The 16,709-nt window shown below is 69.6% G+C and carries 12 protein-coding genes; 10 read left to right on the forward strand and 2 right to left on the reverse strand.

Annotation, left to right across the window (positions count from 1 at the left end; genetic code table 11):
* Positions 1-30: 30 nt before the first annotated feature.
* The 6 genes from KYK13_RS22945 (at position 31) to KYK13_RS22970 (ending at position 7,376) form a co-directional block, all read left to right on the forward strand.
* Positions 31-759, forward strand: coding sequence for a YebC/PmpR family DNA-binding transcriptional regulator (locus KYK13_RS22945; RefSeq protein ID WP_223633198.1), 729 nt, complete (start codon positions 31-33; stop codon positions 757-759).
* A 180-nt stretch (positions 760-939) separates the two neighbouring features.
* Entirely contained in the window at positions 940-2,577 is a 1,638-nt protein-coding gene (locus KYK13_RS22950; RefSeq protein WP_223633200.1) for a DUF2339 domain-containing protein, read from the forward strand.
* An 89-nt stretch (positions 2,578-2,666) separates the two neighbouring features.
* Complete coding sequence (locus tag KYK13_RS22955) at positions 2,667-4,298, forward strand: cell division protein FtsK (protein WP_223633202.1); 1,632 nt, start codon at positions 2,667-2,669, stop codon at positions 4,296-4,298.
* 366 nt (positions 4,299-4,664) lie between these two features.
* Positions 4,665-6,212, forward strand: a complete 1,548-nt coding sequence (locus KYK13_RS22960) for a patatin-like phospholipase family protein (protein WP_223633204.1) — start codon at positions 4,665-4,667, stop codon at positions 6,210-6,212.
* A gap of 89 nt (positions 6,213-6,301) precedes the next feature.
* The gene (locus KYK13_RS22965; protein WP_223633207.1) at positions 6,302-6,709 is read left to right on the forward strand and encodes an MGMT family protein; all 408 of its coding nucleotides are present in this window, start codon (positions 6,302-6,304) and stop codon (positions 6,707-6,709) included.
* Positions 6,710-6,830: 121 nt separating this feature from the next.
* Positions 6,831-7,376 carry a D-alanyl-D-alanine carboxypeptidase family protein gene (locus KYK13_RS22970; RefSeq protein WP_223633210.1) on the forward strand — a complete coding sequence of 182 codons (546 nt, stop codon included), beginning with the start codon at positions 6,831-6,833 and terminating at the stop codon, positions 7,374-7,376.
* Between the two features lie 20 nt (positions 7,377-7,396).
* Here the strand turns inward: KYK13_RS22970 and KYK13_RS22975 are convergent, their stop codons facing one another.
* Positions 7,397-9,730: a PAS domain S-box protein gene (locus tag KYK13_RS22975; protein ID WP_255653969.1), complete on the reverse strand. Its 2,334-nt coding sequence runs from the start codon at positions 9,728-9,730 to the stop codon at positions 7,397-7,399.
* 417 nt (positions 9,731-10,147) lie between these two features.
* On the opposite strand from KYK13_RS22975, the gene KYK13_RS22980 reads away from it, so the two are divergent.
* The gene (locus tag KYK13_RS22980) at positions 10,148-10,726 is read left to right on the forward strand and encodes a hypothetical protein (protein WP_223633216.1); all 579 of its coding nucleotides are present in this window, start codon (positions 10,148-10,150) and stop codon (positions 10,724-10,726) included.
* Between the two features lie 220 nt (positions 10,727-10,946).
* Here KYK13_RS22980 and KYK13_RS22985 read toward each other — a convergent pair whose 3' ends face one another.
* Positions 10,947-12,155 (reverse strand): extracellular solute-binding protein, encoded by a 1,209-nt coding sequence (locus KYK13_RS22985; RefSeq protein ID WP_223633232.1) that lies wholly within the window; start codon positions 12,153-12,155, stop codon positions 10,947-10,949.
* A gap of 353 nt (positions 12,156-12,508) precedes the next feature.
* Between KYK13_RS22985 and KYK13_RS22990 the strand changes: the two genes are divergently transcribed.
* The 3 genes from KYK13_RS22990 to KYK13_RS23000 all read left to right on the forward strand — a co-directional run bounded on the left by KYK13_RS22990 (position 12,509) and on the right by KYK13_RS23000 (position 16,707).
* Positions 12,509-12,778 carry a hypothetical protein gene (locus tag KYK13_RS22990; RefSeq protein ID WP_223633235.1) on the forward strand — a complete coding sequence of 90 codons (270 nt, stop codon included), beginning with the start codon at positions 12,509-12,511 and terminating at the stop codon, positions 12,776-12,778.
* A 135-nt stretch (positions 12,779-12,913) separates the two neighbouring features.
* A complete protein-coding gene (locus KYK13_RS22995) occupies positions 12,914-15,148 on the forward strand; it encodes a DUF4139 domain-containing protein (protein WP_223633238.1) in 2,235 nt (744 codons plus the stop codon).
* On the forward strand, positions 15,148-16,707 hold the full coding sequence (locus tag KYK13_RS23000; RefSeq protein WP_223633241.1) for a mucoidy inhibitor MuiA family protein: 1,560 nt from the start codon (positions 15,148-15,150) through the stop codon (positions 16,705-16,707). The genes KYK13_RS22995 and KYK13_RS23000 overlap by 1 nt, the downstream gene beginning before the upstream one ends.
* Positions 16,708-16,709 lie beyond the last annotated feature (2 nt).

Below are 16,709 nucleotides of genomic sequence, written 5' to 3' on the forward strand. Positions count from 1 at the left end.
CGGAGCGGCTCACGGTATATTGAGGACACCATGGGACGCATTTTCGAGACACGCAAGGCGACGATGTTCGCCCGCTGGAACAAGATGGCGAAGGTCTTCACCCGCATCACGAAGGACATCGTGATCGCGGTGAAGGCGGGTGGACCGAACATCGAATCGAACCCCGCGCTGCGCCGGGCCGTGCAGAACGCCCGCGCGGCGAACATGCCGAAGGCGAACGTGGACGCGGCCATCAAGCGCGCCAGCGGCCAGGACCAGGCGGACTACCAGATCCTCCTGTACGAGGGTTATGCCCCGCACGGCGTGGGCATCCTGGTGGAGGCCGCCACGGACAACGTCACCCGCACGGTGGCCAACGTCCGCTTCCCCTTCACCAAGCTGGGCGGGAGCATGGGCACCGCGGGCAGCGTGTCCCGCCTCTTCGAGCACATGGGCGCCATCCGCCTGGACGCGGAAGGGCTGAACGCGGACGAGCTGGAGCTGGAGCTCATCGACCATGGCCTGGAAGAGATGGGCGAGACGACGGGCGAGAAGGGCGAGAAGCAGCTGCTGCTGCGCTGCAAGTTCGCGGACTTCGGCAAGCTGATGTCGGCGATTGAAGCCAAGAACATCGCGCCGGTGTCCACCCAGTCCGAGTACATCCCCCTGCCCGGCACCCTGAAGGAGCTGCCGGAGGAGCAGGCCACGGAGGTGCTCAAGCTGGTGGACATGCTGGAGCAGGACGACGACGTGCAGCACGTCTTCCACAACCTCGCCTGAAGCACCGGCCTCCGGCCCCCGTGCGGACCTCCCGGGGGGCGGGGCCACGCTCACGCGGCGTCCGAGCTGCTGAAGCTCCGCCGCGGTGAGCCGCGTGGATTCGTCCCAAATTGAAGGGATGCCGGGCCCGCGCTTGAAGCTTTCCCGGGCCAGGCAGCGTGCGGGTGTACGGGACCATCCATGGTGGACGAGGGTGAAGGACAGGAGCTGCGAGACACGGTGAAGCGGCTGGAGGCAACGGTCGCGGCCCTGGAGGCGCGGCTCGCGAAGCTGGAGGCCCGCGAGCCCTCTCGCTCCGTGGCCGAGCCCGGCTCCCCGGCGGTCACGCCCTCCGCGGTGGCCCCCGAACAGCGGGACCTGGAGGCGCATGTCGGCACCTACTGGCTGAGCCGCCTGGGCATCGTGGCGCTCATCGTCGGCATCGCGTACCTCATCACGTACCACTTCGGGGAGCTGGGGGTGTTGGCGCGCGTGGGCGCGGGCTACCTGCTCAGCGCGGGCCTGGGCGCGTTCGGGTTGTGGCTGGCGCGGCGGCACCAGTTGTTCGGCCGCATCGTCTTCGGCGGCGGCCTGGCGCTGGCGTACTTCGTCACCTACGCGCTGCACTTCATCCCGGCGGTGCGGGTCATCGACAGCGAGGTGCTGGCGCTGGTGCTGCTCGCGGGGTTCGTGGTGGCCATCGTCACCATCGCGCACCGGATGCAGTCGGAGACGGTGGCGGGCATCGCGCTGTTCCTGGGGCTGCACACGGGGATGCTCAGCGACATCACCGCGTTCACGTTGTTGTCCACCACGCTGCTCGCGACGGGCGCGCTGTTCTTCCTGGTGCGCAACCGCTGGGTCATCGTTCCCCTGTCCAGCCTGGTGGCTGTCTACAGCACACACGTCGTCTGGGCGGTGCGCACGGGCCACATGGCGCCGGGTGCGCCGGAGAGCGACCGGCTCTTCCTGAGCCTGGCCTTCCTCACGCTCTACTTCCTGCTGTTCTCCGTGGCGCTGCTCGTGCGCCCGCGCGACCTGCCCGTGCGCGCGAGCCTCGCCTTCACCCTGCTCAACTGGGTGGGCCTCACGTCGCTGGGGGCGTACGAAGTCTCCCAGGAGCAGCACTCGCGGCTCTTCAGCTTCCTCCTCGTCGTCGCGGTGGCGCACGGCGCGGGGGCAGCCGTGTCGAGGCTCCAGCGCGCGCCCGCGGCGCTGACGCATACGTACCTGGCCCTGACGGCGGTGACGTTCGCGCTGGCCATGCCCGCGCACTATGAGGACGTCGCGCTGGTGGCGGCGTGGACGGTGACGGGACTCGTCGCGGGCCTCGCGGCGCGCGGCGTCGAGTCACAGGTGTTGGGGGCCGTGGGCGTGCTCATCCTCTACGTGGCGCTGGGGGCGTGTGAATGGGAGACGCCGGGACGCCTGACGCTGCTCACCGGGTTGGTGGTCGCGTTCGTGCTGGTGGAGCGCGGCGGGACGGTGCGCGTCGCGGGCCTGCCCGCGCCCGAGGCCCGGCTGCCCTTCACCGCCATCTGCGCGGTGGGCGCGGGGCTGTCCCTGGTGGCGCTGGTGGGCGCGCGGATGCCCGAGGGGCTCGTCACGCTGGGGTGGGTCATCGCCGCGTTCCTCCTCTTCGGCGTGGGCTTCGCGGTGCGCGAGCGCTGGTACCGGCTGGCCGCGCTCGCGGTGCTGGGGCTCGCGCTGGGGCGGCTGGTGCTGTTGGACGTCGCGAAGCTGCCGGCGGATCAACGCGTGCTCACGTTCATCCTCCTGGGCGTCATGCTCCTGGTTGTCTCATACACATACACACGGCTGCGAGATCGGCGCGGGTGAAGACAGACACCGGCTCGCATTAAACCAGCTATTCCGTCATGATGCTGAATCCAGGTCCGTGCGCCACGACATGGACCCATGGAGACGTCATGCGCCGGTCCCGACTCGAAGTGTTGCTGGCCGCCGTCCACCCGCGAGTGCTGTGCCTGATGGCCTGGGGCGTCTTCACGACCCAGGCGGCCTGTTCCCCTCTCTCCGAGTTCGAACCCGACGACCTCCTGGGGAGCACCGCCGCCGCGGTCACTGGGGGCAACATCCTCTTCGTGGGCAACAGCTTCACGCACGGCAACGAGGAGCCCGCCTATTCGTACAACAAGGCCGCCGTCACCGACACGAACGGCTCGGGCCAGGGCGGCATCCCGGGCATCTTCAAGAAGCTGACGACGCAAGCAGGCTTCCAGTTCAACGTGAGTCTGGAGACGGCCAGCGGCCAGACGCTGCGGTGGCACTACACGAACCGGTCCTCCACCATCGGGCAGGCGACCTGGGACACCGTCGTGTTCCAGGAGCAGAGCATCACGCCGCTGCCCCCCTCGCGCGGCGGCTCGCCCGCGGGCTTCATGGATGGGGCGCGCGACCTGCGCACGCTGGTGCGCGCCGCGAACCCATCCGCGAACCTGTACCTGTATGAGACGTGGTCATCGCCCACCTCCGTCGGCACACAGGGCTACCCGAGCGGGACCGCGGGGCTTCAGGCGATGCAGGCCGAGCTGCGCGACGCCTACTTCAAGGCCTACCGGGACCTGGGCTTCACGGGCGTGGCGCGCGTGGGCGATGGCTTCATGCGCGCGGTGGATCAGAACCTGGCGGACCCGAATCCCGCGGATGGCATCTCGCCGGGGATGTTCAACCTGTGGAGCGCGCAGGACAGCCGTCACTCCAGCAAGTACGGCAGCTACCTGTCCGCGGCGGTGCTCTTCGCGAAGGTCACCCAGGCGGATCCCCGCACGCTGGCGACGGGCGCGGGCAGCGCGGCGGCGGACCTGGGCATCAGCGCGGCCGACGCCGCCCACCTCCACCGCATCGCGTATGAGGTCAACGCGCTGGCGGACCCGGTCGTCAGTACGCCCACGCGCCTGCACGTTACCGGTGCGACCTACACGGGGGCGGTGACGGCGGGGACGCCAGCCAACATCACGGGCAATGCGCAGCTTGTGTCGCTGACAACGTCGGAGGGCACGTTCACGAACCTCGTGGGCGCGACGGCCAACGGGCTCACCAGCACCAACACGCCGAGCTCCCGGGGCGCGGAGCCCGCGAACGCCAACGCGGCCGCCACGGGGCTGAGCATCCATGACGGCGCGAACAACCTGAACACGGGCAACTTCCAGTTCGGCACGGCCTTCACCGCGAAGACGCGCTTCTTCATCATCGACAGCACGCTCACCTCCGCGACGCCCGGTGACGACGCCACGGTCACGCTCATCAACGCGTCCAACCAGATCGTGGGCAGCTACTCGCTGGCGCTGCTCGCGAGCGACTTCACGGGCTCCGCCGCGGGCAACACCTCCACGGCGCTGGCGACCGTCTCCTACACCAGCGGCGTGGCGAGCCTCACCGGCGACCCGGTGGGCACGGTGCAATCCAAGCTGGGCGGCGTGTCCTTCTCACTGGCGGACCTGGGCGTGACGGATGTCGCGAACATCAGCACCGCCACGGGCCTGCGCATCTCCAGCGCGACGCTGGATCCGAACGTGGTCGGCCTCTACACCGTCCCCTGATGGGGACGCCCCATGGGACATCGGATATCGGTCTCCTGCCGGTGGCTTTGCCGCCGCGGTCGAGGGTCTCCCCCAACGTGAGACCGCCCGCGGAGAGGAAGAGACGAGAGTCCGTGTCCGCCGAGGGCGAGTTCACCCCGTCATTCGCCAAGGCGCCGGACGCGTGCCGGAGGAACGCGCCGCGTCCACGCGCAACGCGCTTGGGACAGGCGCATCGCCTGCCTCCTGAGGGCCCAGGGTGGCATGGCCGTTGCTCAATCTGGCCTAAGCTCCCGCCGTCCTCTCCGCCGCGCCCCAGCCACGCCCATGAGCCAAGACGCCACGCCCCCTTCTTCCGAGAAACACGGTCCGCTTGGGCCGCTTGCGTTGTCCCTGTCCGGCGGCGGTTATCGCGCGGCGGCGTTCCACCTGGGGACGCTGCGGTTCCTCGAGACCGTTGGACTTCTGTCCGATGTCGTGGGCCTGTCCACGGTGTCCGGCGGAACGCTCACGGGCCTGGCCTGGGTGGTGAGCCAGCTGGACGGCAAGCCGTTCAAGGCGTTCCACGAGACGTTCTCCGACTACCTGCTGCGCACGAATGTGATTGCGGAGGCGCTCACCGGGCTGACCACCAACCGCGACCACGGCAGCCACGCGTGGGCCAGCCTCATCCGGTCCGCCGCGGACGTCTATGCCCGGCCCGACTTCCTGGGCGACCGGCGCTTCGGCGAGGTGCTGGACGCGGAGGGCCTCCCGATCCAGGAGGCCATCTTCAACACCACCGAGTTCCACACCGGCCTGGACTTCCGCTTCCGGCGCAGCAGGAACCCGAGCGCCCTCCTGGGCAACAACGGCAACCGGATGCCGCGCCCGGTGGCCAGTCACGCCCGGCTGGCGGACATCGCCGCCGCGTCGTCGTGCTTCCCGGGCGGCTTCGAACCGCTGGTGTTCCCGCAGCAGTTCCACTGGCCGAAAGACCATCCGCTCGACACCGCGCTGGCGGCGCTGGGGCCGGGCTTCCAGAACGGCCTGCCGCTGATGGATGGCGGCATCTACGACAACCAGGGCATCGACGCCCTGTTGCTCGCGTTCAACCGGGAGGATCCACCGCCCACGCTGATCATCTCCGACGTCAGCGTGCAGGACCCGGAGATGTACAACGTCCCGGAGAACCCGACGAAGCGCGGCTGGGTGACGCTGAACGGCGTCTCCTGGTTGGCCTACGGGCTCTTCTTCCTCACCCTGCTCTCCGCCGCCATCCTCGCGTGGCGATGCTTCGAGACGGCTCGCGCGGGCGACTGGGAGCCCCGGGACTCCTTCCTCTACCTCATCCCGGGGGTGCTCACCGCGTCCGTGGCGACGGCGCTGGTCTGGGTCCGTGCGCGGCTGACGGACGGCATCACGCTGGTCAAGCGGCAGATGGATGTGGACCTCTGGCCGTCATTCAAGAAGCTCACCGTGCCGGAGTTCGAGCAGATGCTGGTGCTCCGCGCGACGTCGCTGCTGGCGCTGACGTCCAAGGTGTTCATGAAGCGGGTGCGCGGGCTCGTGTTCAGCCAGGTGTATGGGGACTCGCGGTTCAAGGACCGGCGCATCTCCAACCTCATCTCCGCCCTCACCGTGGACCGGCCGGGCCTCTTCGCGAAGCACCCGTGGCTCAAGCCCGGCGCGCACCTGGTGGCCGCGGGCACGCAGGCCTGCCAGATGCCCACCACGCTCTGGTTCACGGACGCAGCCCAGTTCACGACCGTGGAGGGCGCCGGCGCGGCCACCATCTGCTACGTGCTCCTGCGCCACATCGTGGAGCACCACGCCGGGCAGTACGAGGCGCCGGGCCAGCCGCTGAATGACCTGTACGGGCGCCTGCGCCGCGAGTGGGCGGTGCTCAATCAGGCCAGCGCTCCATCCCAGGAGCTGCAATCCTTGGCGGCCTAGCGTTCCCGGGGCCGGCGGACGCCTCGGGTTTGGCGTGCATTGGTGGATGCCGTGAGTAGGATTCGGGCAGGCCCCCGCCCGGAGACCCCATGGCATCCCTCACCGACCTGCAGGACCCCTACGAGCGCATCTACCTGGTCTGTGAACAGGTCCCCGCCGGGCAGGTGGCCACCTACGGAGATATCGCCACCATCGTCGGCGGGGCCTGCGACGCGCGCACCGTGGGCCATGCGATGGCGGCGCTCGGGTCACGAGCGGCGACCGTGCCGTGGCAGCGCATCATCAACCGCACGGGGGGTATCAGCACCTCCGGCTACCGCCAGCGCGAGCTGCTGGAGGCCGAGGGCGTCACCTTCGACGACAAGGGCCACGCGCGCATGGACCAGCACCATTGGAAGGGCCCGAGCGAGACCTGGGCACGCGCCCACGGCTTCCATGTGCTGCCACCCCGGGACGCACCCGCAGCCGCCCCCGACGCGCAGCTCAAGCTCTTCTAGGGCTCACGGAGCGTCCGGGCGACCTGGCGCGAGGGCAGAGCGCTCGGCGGCCCGCCTGCTTTTCACAGCGGAATAAAGGCGGCAGCCTCGCGTCCTCGCCCACTGCTTGGACCTCCGAAGAATGCCCTCTCCCCTGCTGCGCTGGGGCCTTGTGCTCCTGGTCTGTCTGCTGGCACCCGTCGGGTTCGCGAAGGAGGTGAAGGTCCGCAAGTCCAAGGCGAAGCTCCCGCGCCTGGTGCGGATCCACACCGGACACCGGCTCCACCGCGACGCGGCGGCGGCCTTCGAGCGCATGGCGGAGGAGGCGCGCGCAGCGGGACAGCCCTTGCTCGTCACGAGCGGGTGGCGTTCGTATCAACAGCAGCGCTATTTGTGGCGCCGCTACCGCCAGGGCCTGGGGCCCAAGGCCGCGCTGCCAGGCCTCTCCAATCACAACCGCGGGCTCGCGGTGGATCTGGTCGTGGGCAGCGAGGAGGTGTCCCCCACGTATGACTGGCTCGCGGGCAACGCGTGCCGCTTCGGCTTCCGCCGCACCGTGGCGTCGGAGCCGTGGCACTGGGAGTACCGGCCCAGGAGCACGCCTGGGCCCCAGGACGGTGAGGACTGCCTGGGCCGTCCCGTGAACGTGGAGCCGGCGCCCGCGGTGGTCCGCCACGACGCGAGCTGACCGGGGCCACGCCGGTTCCGTCAGTGGGCAACACGAGGCGGCAGCTCCACGGTGAACTTCGCGCCGTGCCCCGGTTCGCTCTCCACGCGGATGCTTCCGCCGTGCGCTTCGACGATCCGCCGCGTGATGAAGAGTCCCAATCCGAGCCCTCCGTAGTTGAGGGAGGCCGCGCGCTCGAAGCGTTCGAAGATCCGCCCTTGGGCTTCGAGCGGAATGCCCACCCCCTGGTCCTCCACAGTGAGCCGCGCCCTTCCCTCGTGCGCTGCCACCTCCATCCGGATGGGATGCCCCGCGCCATACTTCATCGCATTGGTCAGCAGGTTGAGCATGACCTGCTCCATCCGCAGCCGGTCCCAGCGCCCCCACACCGGCTCGTGCGCCACCAGTTCGAGCTCGCAGCCCGAATCCTGGAGCTGCGGTGCGACGTGCCCCACCACGTGCCGAGCCACCGCCGCCAGGTCCAACTCCTCCATGCGCAGGTCGAGCCGCTTCTCATGGATCCGTGAGACGTCGAGCAGGTGGTCCGCCAGGTTCGACAGGCGTTGGAGCTGGGTCCCGAAGACCGCCAGCATCCGCTCCACCGTCTCCGCGCGCACCGGGCGCGGCGACCTCAGCGCGGACTCCATCTGCTGCACCCGCAGCCGCATGGAGGTCAGCGGGGTCTTCAGCTCATGGGACGCGATGGACAGGAACTCATCCCGCGCACGGATGGAGTCCTGCGCGGAGAAATAGAGCTGGGCATTCTCCATGGCGAGCGCGGCCCGCCGGCCCAGCTCCTCCGTCAACGCCAGGTCCTCCGGTGCATACGCGCGCTTCGGTTCGGGCGCGAGGAGGTACAAGACGCCCAGGGTGTGGCCTCGCGCCTGGAGCGGCACGCCGAGCGAAGGCCGCCCCTGGAGCGTCCTCACGTCCGCCCACCGCTCCTCCGCGAGCGCCTCGTCGTCCCACAGGCCCTGTGACGCTTCGGACACCTCGGGTCTTCCGGTGGCCAGCACCCGGGCCGGGCCGTGAAGGGACTCCGGATCCGGAGGGTGGCGACGCAGGAACTCCCGCACGCTCGCGGCGCGGGACGGGGAGCGGTCCGCCACCGCCACGGGCCGCAGGGTCCCGCTGTCCAGCCGCACGAAGAAGACACACAGCTCCGACAGCAGGGGCACGGCCAGCTCGGCGACACGCTGGAGCGTGGTTTCAGGGTCGAGCGACGCCACCAGCTCGCGGCCCGCCTCGGCCAGGAAACGCTGTGACACCTCCCTCCGCTTGCGTTCGGTGATGTCGGTGGCGATTCCACAGAGCGCGTAGGCCGCGCCGGTGGCGTCGAGGAGCGGGAACTTCTGCGTGAGGTGGACGTGGATGCCGTCATCGTGCGGAAGCCGCTCCTCCCGCTCCACGGGGACACGGCGCTGGAAGATGTCCTCGTTGGCGTGGTGCAGGGTGGCTGCGATGTCCGAGGGAAAGACATCGAAGACGGTCCTCCCGGCCACCTGTTGCCGGGTGCGGTGGAAGAGCCGCTCCCACTCGCGGTTCACGAACAGGAAGCGCTCCTGTGGATCCAAGAGGAAGAACACGGTCGGCGCGTTGTCCAGGATGGCGCGCAGCCGCATCTCGCTCTCCTGCAGCGCCGCCTCCGCCCGCCTCCGTTCGGTCACGTCGATGAGCACCGCGAGCGAACGAACCATCCTGCCCGCGGCGTCCCGCTCCACGATGGCGGACAGGAGGACGTCGAGGACCTGTCCGTCCTTCTTCACCACCTGGTACGGCACGTCCCGGCACGTCCCGACCTTGAAGTACTCGGGCAGGACGACCTCCCGGGCATAGCGCTGGGACTCCGGCGTCAGGAACTCCACCGAGTCGTGCCCGAGCACCTCCGCGCGTTCGTAGCCCAGCGTGTCCAGCCAGAAATCGCTGACACTGATGAGCCGTCCCTGCGGATCAATGGAGTGCATCATCACGGGCGTGTTGTTGTAGAGCAGCCGGTACTTGTCGGCGCCCTCGCGCGCCGCGTCCTGGGCACTCTTGAGGTCGGTGACGTCGCTGAAGACGGAGACGCCGCCGCGGATCACGCCCGCCGCATCGCGGACCGGACTGGAGCTGACGTGCAGCCAGGTCCCCGCCGGCCTCTCGGCATTGCGAAGGAAGACCTCCGTGCGGCTGACGGTCTCGCCGCGCAGCGCCCGGCTCATGGGCAGGCGCTCGGGCGGATAGCGGGTGAGCTGGTCTGGCAGGTAGAAGCCGTAATGCGCTGGCCACCGGCTGACGGGTTCGTCGGTGGCCCCCATGCCCAGGATGCGCTCCCCCTTCGGGTTGATGAACACCAGATGCGCGGACGCATCCGCCACCAGGAGCCCTTCGCCCATGCTGGCGAGGACGGCATCGAGGAGGCGGCCGTGTCCCGGCGGAGGAGCTCGCGAAGGCGGATGCATGGGCTGTCGAACAGGCGGGCCATGGGACGCGTGGAAGGAACAAGCTCCCACTCCCTTCAACGATGGGGGCTCGCCAGCCCATGTGCCAGCCGTCGCCTCACCCTCCACAAGAGCAGCGGCCGAGCAATTCCACGACGATGGCTGCGTGCGGTTTCCCGAGCCGGCGACAGCCAACTCCAACGCATGGCCAGGCGTCGCGGCACACCCCCGGGGGCCGTCCCTCCATTCGCCTGGAGCCTCCTCCAGCCGGTGTTCTCCCCTTCGCGCCCGAGATGCCGGACTCGCCCTCAATCCCAACCGGAAGAACCGCAGCGGGCTTCGCCTGCAAGGCATTGCTGCTATTCTCGCCGGATGACTCCCCGCGCCCTGGCCCCCACCGTGCTCTGCGCCTTGATCCTATGGCCGCTGTCGGTGCTTGCCTTCGTCAACTCGACGGACCTCATCGCCAGGGACGTCACCATGTCCCCCTGGGCCGACCTGATCCCCTGGACCGCAGGCGCGGTGTTCCTGAACTACGTCGTCCTCGTCAACGTCCTGGGACCGACCGCGATGGAGCAGCCCAAGCCGTCCTGGAGCCGACAGGCTTTCTTCCTTCTCGTTGGGGCCGCGGTCCTCCTGGTGGTGACGACGATCTCGGCGGGCGGGCCGCTCTCCGACCTCAACTCGGAGGATTACGACAGGTGCACGGGGAGCCCGCTCTTGATGGTGGCGCTGGTGGCGAGCCCCCCGGTGCTCCTCATCCTGCAGGCCATGTTCTTCCGAAGCGTGGGCAGCCGGCTGCTCGGCGACAGGAGACGGATCGCCCTCGCGAGCCTGATGGTCTCCTCCCTCCTGCTGGTGCTGGGGCTGAGGACGGCCCGTGATTCGTTCATCATCCCGAATCTCTGCCCGGTCGCCACGCTCGGACGCCACCCAGGACCCTACGATTGATTCAGGACGCGTGAAGGTCCTGCAACAGGTTGATTGCGCGTAGGACAGCGCGAGGTTTGTGCTTGTTCTCGCGGGACTGCCTGGCTCTGGTTTTCAACCCACGCTCCGCCCCGGAGAGCGGAGCGACCGCGTTCGGGCACACGAGAAGCCAAGGCTCGCCCGATGAAACACGGCTCGACCCCGAGAAATCGGGTCGAGCCGGATCACCCATCGGCTCGGCTCACTGGAGCTGTTCGAGCAGGGCCGCTTGGAGCGCCTTCCGATTCTCCGGGAAGCGCTGGTTGGGATAGGGCCGCCCTCCGCGCAGGATGACTTCGTACTGCTTGTACATGGGGTCTGAGCGCGCGGGCTCCTGCTGATAGAAGGCGCGGTTGGCCTGGAGCAGATAGCGAGGCCGCGTGCCCGCCGGGGCGTCCTTGCTGAAGGCGATGAGGCTGCGCGTCTCCGGAGACTGCATGAACGACGTGAAGGCCCGTGCATCCTCCGCGCATATCCCGGTGCAGTTCGCGTTGAGCACCAGCGCATCCACGAAGACCGCCGGCGCCGAGCCCGTGCCCAGCGGGACCGAGATGACCTCCGGGAGCGGCATGCTGGGCTGGGCCTGGAGGATGTAGAAGAGGCGCTCGGTGTAGCCCATGAAGCCGTTGGCCTGCTCCCTGGCGAAGGCCTCTTCCGCCACCGTGTTATCCGCGTAGCTGCCATCCAGGCACGGATTGACGCCCGCTTCGAGCGAGCAGCTGTCAACGACCTCCGCGAACGCATTCATCGTCTGCGAGTCGAGTGGCAGCGAGACAGCCTTCGCGAGCGCATCCCCCGGATGCGTGTCCGCCCAGGCGTCGATGTACGAGGACGGCAGGTTCCAGCTTCCATCGAAGTTCGTCGCGAGCGGGCGCTTGCCGGGAGCCGCCTCGCGGAGGACGCGCACGAGCGACGCGCTGTCCGACGCGGACCGGAGGTTCGTGCTCCGCGAATAGACGACGTTCGTGCACAGGTAGGTGGGCACGCCGTAGGTCTCACCGCCGATGCGGACGGCCTCCTCCGCCGCCGGATGCACGACGCCCGCTTCCAGCGCGACGGGCTGGATCCATCGCTTCTCCGCGAGCGAGCCGAGCAGCAGCGTGTCCACCTCCACCAGTTGGGCGGCCCCCGTCCCGGTGCCCAGGAGTTGATTCAACGTTCCGCCTTCATCCAGGTCATAGACATCCAGGGAGGCGTCGAACACGACGTCCAGGTCGATGTCTGGATGGCTCTGCTCGAAGTCGGCCTCCAGCCGCTGCTCCAGGCTGGCGAAGCCGTCCCCGGCGGAGTCGGGGATGTATGGGAACAGGACCGCCTTCAGCGGTCGCCGGGGCGTGGGGTCGGGGTCGGAAGGATCCGAGCAGGCGCTCAGGACCAGGACGGCGGGGCAGATCAGGGCTCTCCAATTCATGACGGTGGCCTCTTTTGAAAGGACTGCGGGCGGCCCCCATAGCAGGTCGCGGCCAGGCCCAGCCACCAGCCCCTCTCAGCAGGGACGGCATGCGATGCAATTCTTTGCTCCCACGGTTCGCGAGGTGGCGGAGCGGTACCGGTACTATCGCGTGAGGAACGAACGCATCTCGGAGAGAACCTCCGCCTGACACGAAAGCCAGACGTTATTTCAACGGCAGGCTTCGCAGGTCATGGAAACGCGTCTTTGCTGTCCCGTCTCCCCGGGAGTTTGATGCCGTCGATTGAGACCGTGGACCGATTCAAGGAGGCCGATACCCGGCCAATCTCGACGCGTGTGATCGCGCCGTTGAAATGGCCTTCAAATCAGCCGAGGCCAGCACCCCGAGCGGGAATCCCAGGTTCGTCCTCACCATCGAAATCGATGGTCAGGTGAGGCTGTTGGCCTGGAACTACACGGGCCAGAAGCTGGCCGGCTTCAACGTTGGCAACGTGCCGCCCCGGTGGCTCCTCCGACAGGTCGCCGGAAAGAAGACGCTCACCGTGCTGCCTTCCGGAAGCAACTGCGCATTCGACCTCTGCCCTCAAGAGCCCCTCGCCAATGGCCCCTGCTCCGGCGAGTAGGCAGTAACCGCGCGTTCTGACCACGCACGACCCCCACGGCGCGGTGCGTGATCCACGCATTGGGGCTCCCTCTCCGTCGCCATCCATGGGGGCCTCGGAGTAGCGTGCGGTCCTCTCCACGGAAGAGGGGGGCCCATGCGCGTCGTACCGTCCGTCCTGGAATCCGTCACCGTTCACGCCGAGGGCGCGCTCTGCACGCGCGCGTTCGTGCTCTCACCCGAGAACGGCCACCTGCCCGGCCAGGTCCGCATCGACGGCCTGCCCCTGGCGCTGCGCACGGGCTCGCTCCGCGCGCGCGTGGTGGAGGGGCCCTCCGGCCTCCTCGTCCGCGACCTCAAGCCCACCTTCGACGTGCGCCTGCCGCCGGAGTCGGAGCTGCCCGCCGAACAGCACGCGTTGGAAGCGGCGGAGGCCACGCTGGCGTCCGTGCACGGCCGGCTGGAGCGGGTGCGCGCGGAGATCGCGGCGCTCCGCGGCCTGACGCCCACCTGGCCCGCTCAGCGCAAAGGCCATCCTCCTCGCGAGGCGCCGGTGCCGGCGATGCTGTCGCTATTGGGCTTCGTGGACTCGGAGCTGGCGGAGCTGCAGGCCCAGGAGCTGGACCTGGCGCGACAGCACCGCGATGCCACGAATGAACTGGAGCTGCGCCGCCGCCGCGTACAGGAGCTGTCCTCCGCGAAGAGCGTGGACCGCGCCCGGCTGTTCCGCGCCGCGCTGCTGACGCTGTCCGGCCCCATCGCCGCGAACGCGGACGCGCGGCTGGTGCTGGAGTACGCGGTGGCCGGCGCGCGCTGGGTGCCCACCTATGATTTGCGCCTTCCGCGCACGCTGGAGGAAGGCACGCTGCGCATGCGCGCCGCCGTCGTCCAGCGGACCGGCGAGGACTGGAACGGCGTGCGTCTGGCCGTCTCCACCGCGAGCCTGGAGCGGCGCGTGGAGGTGCCGGAGCTGAAGTCGCTGCGCATCGGCCGCAGCCAGCCTCCGCCCGCGCGCTCCGGATGGCGTGAGCCCGCGCCGGGCCTGGAGGAGTTGTTCGCGGGCTACGACGCCCTGCACCTGGCCCGCCCGGAGCCCACCCTTCGCAAGCCCCTCCCCCCTCCCATGCCGGAGCCCATGCCGGAAGCGGCGGTCGAGTCTTTCTCGGAGCAGGAGTCTTTCAAGGAGAAGGCCACGTTCGGAAGCGCCCCCGGAGCCGCGCCCAGCGTGGCCGCCCCTCCCCCCCCGGCGCCCATGGTGGCACCGGCCTCCGCGTCCTCGGGAGCCTTCCTGGGCGGATCCCGTCCTTCGATGCCTCGCCGCAGCGGCACCGGCGCCGTCGCGGTGCCCAGCATGTCGGCCGCACCGGGCGGTGGCGGCATGGAGCGCATGCGCAGCAAGAAGCGCGCGGCCGTGGAAGACGAGCTCGATGACGCGCCGATGGCCGACCTCGTGGATGACGAAGGTGGCGCCGGCGATGAGCCTCGGCGCGCCGCGGGCCTGGAGCCGGCGGATGGCCTGTTCGATTACGACTCGCTGACGCTGGCCTCCGCGGCCTCACCGGGGCAGCGCGGCCGGCTGCGTCCCCGCTCCTCGCTCATCTCGCAGGCGATGCTGTCCGTCACCGCCGTGAAACTTCAGGTGGAGGTCGTGCGCCTGGAGGCCCAGGCCTTCACCTTCGCCGAGTCCGTGAACAGCGTGGAGCCGCCCAACGGGTCCGTGCCGCCGCGCGATTCCGCGCGCCACTTCGACGCGCGCTTCGACGCGGAGGCGCTCGCGGACGTGCCGTCCGATGGCGCATGGCACACCGTGTCCATGCTGACGGTGCCCTTGAACCTGCGGGCCGAGTACGTGTGCGTCCCCTCGCTGGAGCCGCGCGTCTTCCGCACGGTGCGCCTGGACAACGCCTCGCCGCATCCGCTGCTCGCGGGGCCGGTGGACGTGACGCTCGGCGACGAGTTCCTGATGACGTCTCCCCTGCCCACGCTGGGGCCTGGCGAGACGCAGCGGCTGGGATTGGGCGTGGAGGAGGCGCTCCAGGTGGCGCGCAACACCCGCTTCGAGGAGGCCACGGGCGGTATGTTCGGCAACAGCGCCGTGCTCACGCACCATGTCTCCGTGGAGGTGGCCAACCACCTCGCCCGCCCCGTGAACATCGCCATCTCCGAGCGCGTCAGCGTGGTCCCCGAGTCCCAGAAGGACCTCAAGGTGGAGGAGGTGGAGGTGGTGCCTCCGTGGCAGAAGTCCACGCCACTGCCGGGTGAGGACGCGGTGGAGGGCGAGCGGATGTGGCGCGTGAGCGTCCCCGCCGGAGAGAAGCGTTCGATGAAGGCGACGTGGGTCGTGAAGCTGCCCGCCAGCAAGATGCTGAGCGGCGGGAACCGGAGGACGTGATGCGCACTTCCATTCTGTTGCCCTTGATCAAGGTGACGGTCCTGGAGGACCGGGCGCTCGTCGAGCGCAGCGGCACGGTGACGCTGCCCCCGGGCCCCTGCCGGCTCGTGGTGGACGGGCTGCCGGCGGTGGCGGTGGATCGCTCGCTCCAGGCGAAGCTCACCGGCGGCATGGTGACCCAGGCCCGCCTGCGCCGCTCCATGCGCGCGGTGCTGCCGGAAGCCCTGCGCGAGCACCACTCGGAGCTGGCCCGCCGCGCCTTCGAGCGCCAGCAGGTACTGGCACGCGCGCAGGCGGTGATACGGCGCCTGGAGGCAAGGCACGGCCTGCTGGAGACCGCGCGCCAGGACATCCTCCGCGCCATCTCCGAGCGCACCGGCGCAGGCGAAGCGGATCCGGCGCGATGGAAGGAGCAGCTCGCCACCATCCGCCAGGAGCAGACCACGGCGGACGAACAGCTGCGGCAGGCCCGCCGCGACCTGGGTCGTCTGGAGCGGCAGCACATCCAGGAGGCCCGCGACGTGCTGTCGCGCACGGAGGCGGCGGAGCCCACGCTGGACGTGCGCGCGGAGCTGGATGTGAGCCACGCGACGGGCGGAGAGGCGACGCTGACGCTCACCTACCTGGTGCCGTGTGCCGCCTGGCGGCCGGCCTACCGCGCGGTGCTGGGCCTCGCGGAGACAACGTCCTCGGTGACGTTGGAGTGCGAGGCCGTGGTCTGGCAGAACACCGGCGAGCCCTGGAAGGACGTGACGCTGGCCTTCTCCACGGCGCGCCCCACGCTGGGGGCCACTCCGCCCAGACTCAGCGACGACTGGCTCCACATGCGGGACAAGACGCAGCGCGAGAAGCAGGTGGTGGACGTTGCCATCCGCGAGGAGTCGCTTCAGGAGACGGGCGAGTTGGGGACGACGAAAGCATCGGACGCGCTGCCGGGCATGGACGACGGCGGCGAGGCGGTGACGCTGTCCGCGCCGCACAAGGCCACGGTGCCGTCGGATGGCGAGGGCCACCGCGTGGCGCTGTTCTCCTTCACCTCGCCCGCCACGTCGGAGCTGGTGGCGTGCCCGGAACAGTCACCGCTGGTGCACCGCGTGGCGCGCTTCGACAACACAGGGCCGGCAGTGCTGCTCGAGGGGCCGGTGGACCTGGTGCGCAACAACGGCTACGTGGGCCGCGGACGGCTCAAGTTCGCGGGCCGCGGCGAGCGCGTGAAGCTGGGCTTCGGCAGCGAGGACTCGCTGCGCGTGTCGCGGCAGGTGGACGTGGGCGAGGAAACGGCCCGCATCACCGGCCGGCGCACGCGCACGCAGAAGGTGAAGCTGTTCGTCTCCAACATGGGCGCGAAGCCCATGGCGCTCGCGGTGGAGGAGCGCATGCCGGTGTCGGAGGTGGAGGCCGTGGAGGTGGCGCTGCTCAAGGACGCCACGAAGCCCGCGCCCGCGAAGGTGAGCGACGAGGGCATCGTGCGCTTCGAGCTCAACGTGCCGCCGCGCGCGCGTGAGACGGTCACGTTCGGATTCACGGTGGCTCGCTCCGCGAAGGTCGCGGGCCTGTAGGG

It is taken from the genome of Corallococcus sp. EGB, from assembly GCF_019968905.1.
Classification (GTDB): Bacteria; Myxococcota; Myxococcia; order Myxococcales; family Myxococcaceae; genus Corallococcus.

What these genes read in the sequence shown, in the direction of transcription:
- KYK13_RS22945 (WP_223633198.1), top strand. Translation starts at nt 31, where the DNA reads ATGGGACGCATTTTCGAGACACGCAAGGCGACGATGTTCGCCCGCTGG.
- KYK13_RS22950 (WP_223633200.1), top strand. Translation starts at nt 940, where the DNA reads ATGGTGGACGAGGGTGAAGGACAGGAGCTGCGAGACACGGTGAAGCGG.
- KYK13_RS22955 (WP_223633202.1), top strand. Translation starts at nt 2,667, where the DNA reads ATGCGCCGGTCCCGACTCGAAGTGTTGCTGGCCGCCGTCCACCCGCGA.
- KYK13_RS22965 (WP_223633207.1), top strand. Translation starts at nt 6,302, where the DNA reads ATGGCATCCCTCACCGACCTGCAGGACCCCTACGAGCGCATCTACCTG.
- KYK13_RS22970 (WP_223633210.1), top strand. Translation starts at nt 6,831, where the DNA reads ATGCCCTCTCCCCTGCTGCGCTGGGGCCTTGTGCTCCTGGTCTGTCTG.
- KYK13_RS22975 (WP_255653969.1), bottom strand. Translation starts at nt 9,730, where the DNA reads ATGGGCGAAGGGCTCCTGGTGGCGGATGCGTCCGCGCATCTGGTGTTC.
- KYK13_RS22980 (WP_223633216.1), top strand. Translation starts at nt 10,148, where the DNA reads ATGACTCCCCGCGCCCTGGCCCCCACCGTGCTCTGCGCCTTGATCCTA.
- KYK13_RS22985 (WP_223633232.1), bottom strand. Translation starts at nt 12,155, where the DNA reads ATGAATTGGAGAGCCCTGATCTGCCCCGCCGTCCTGGTCCTGAGCGCC.
- KYK13_RS22990 (WP_223633235.1), top strand. Translation starts at nt 12,509, where the DNA reads ATGGCCTTCAAATCAGCCGAGGCCAGCACCCCGAGCGGGAATCCCAGG.
- KYK13_RS22995 (WP_223633238.1), top strand. Translation starts at nt 12,914, where the DNA reads ATGCGCGTCGTACCGTCCGTCCTGGAATCCGTCACCGTTCACGCCGAG.
- KYK13_RS23000 (WP_223633241.1), top strand. Translation starts at nt 15,148, where the DNA reads ATGCGCACTTCCATTCTGTTGCCCTTGATCAAGGTGACGGTCCTGGAG.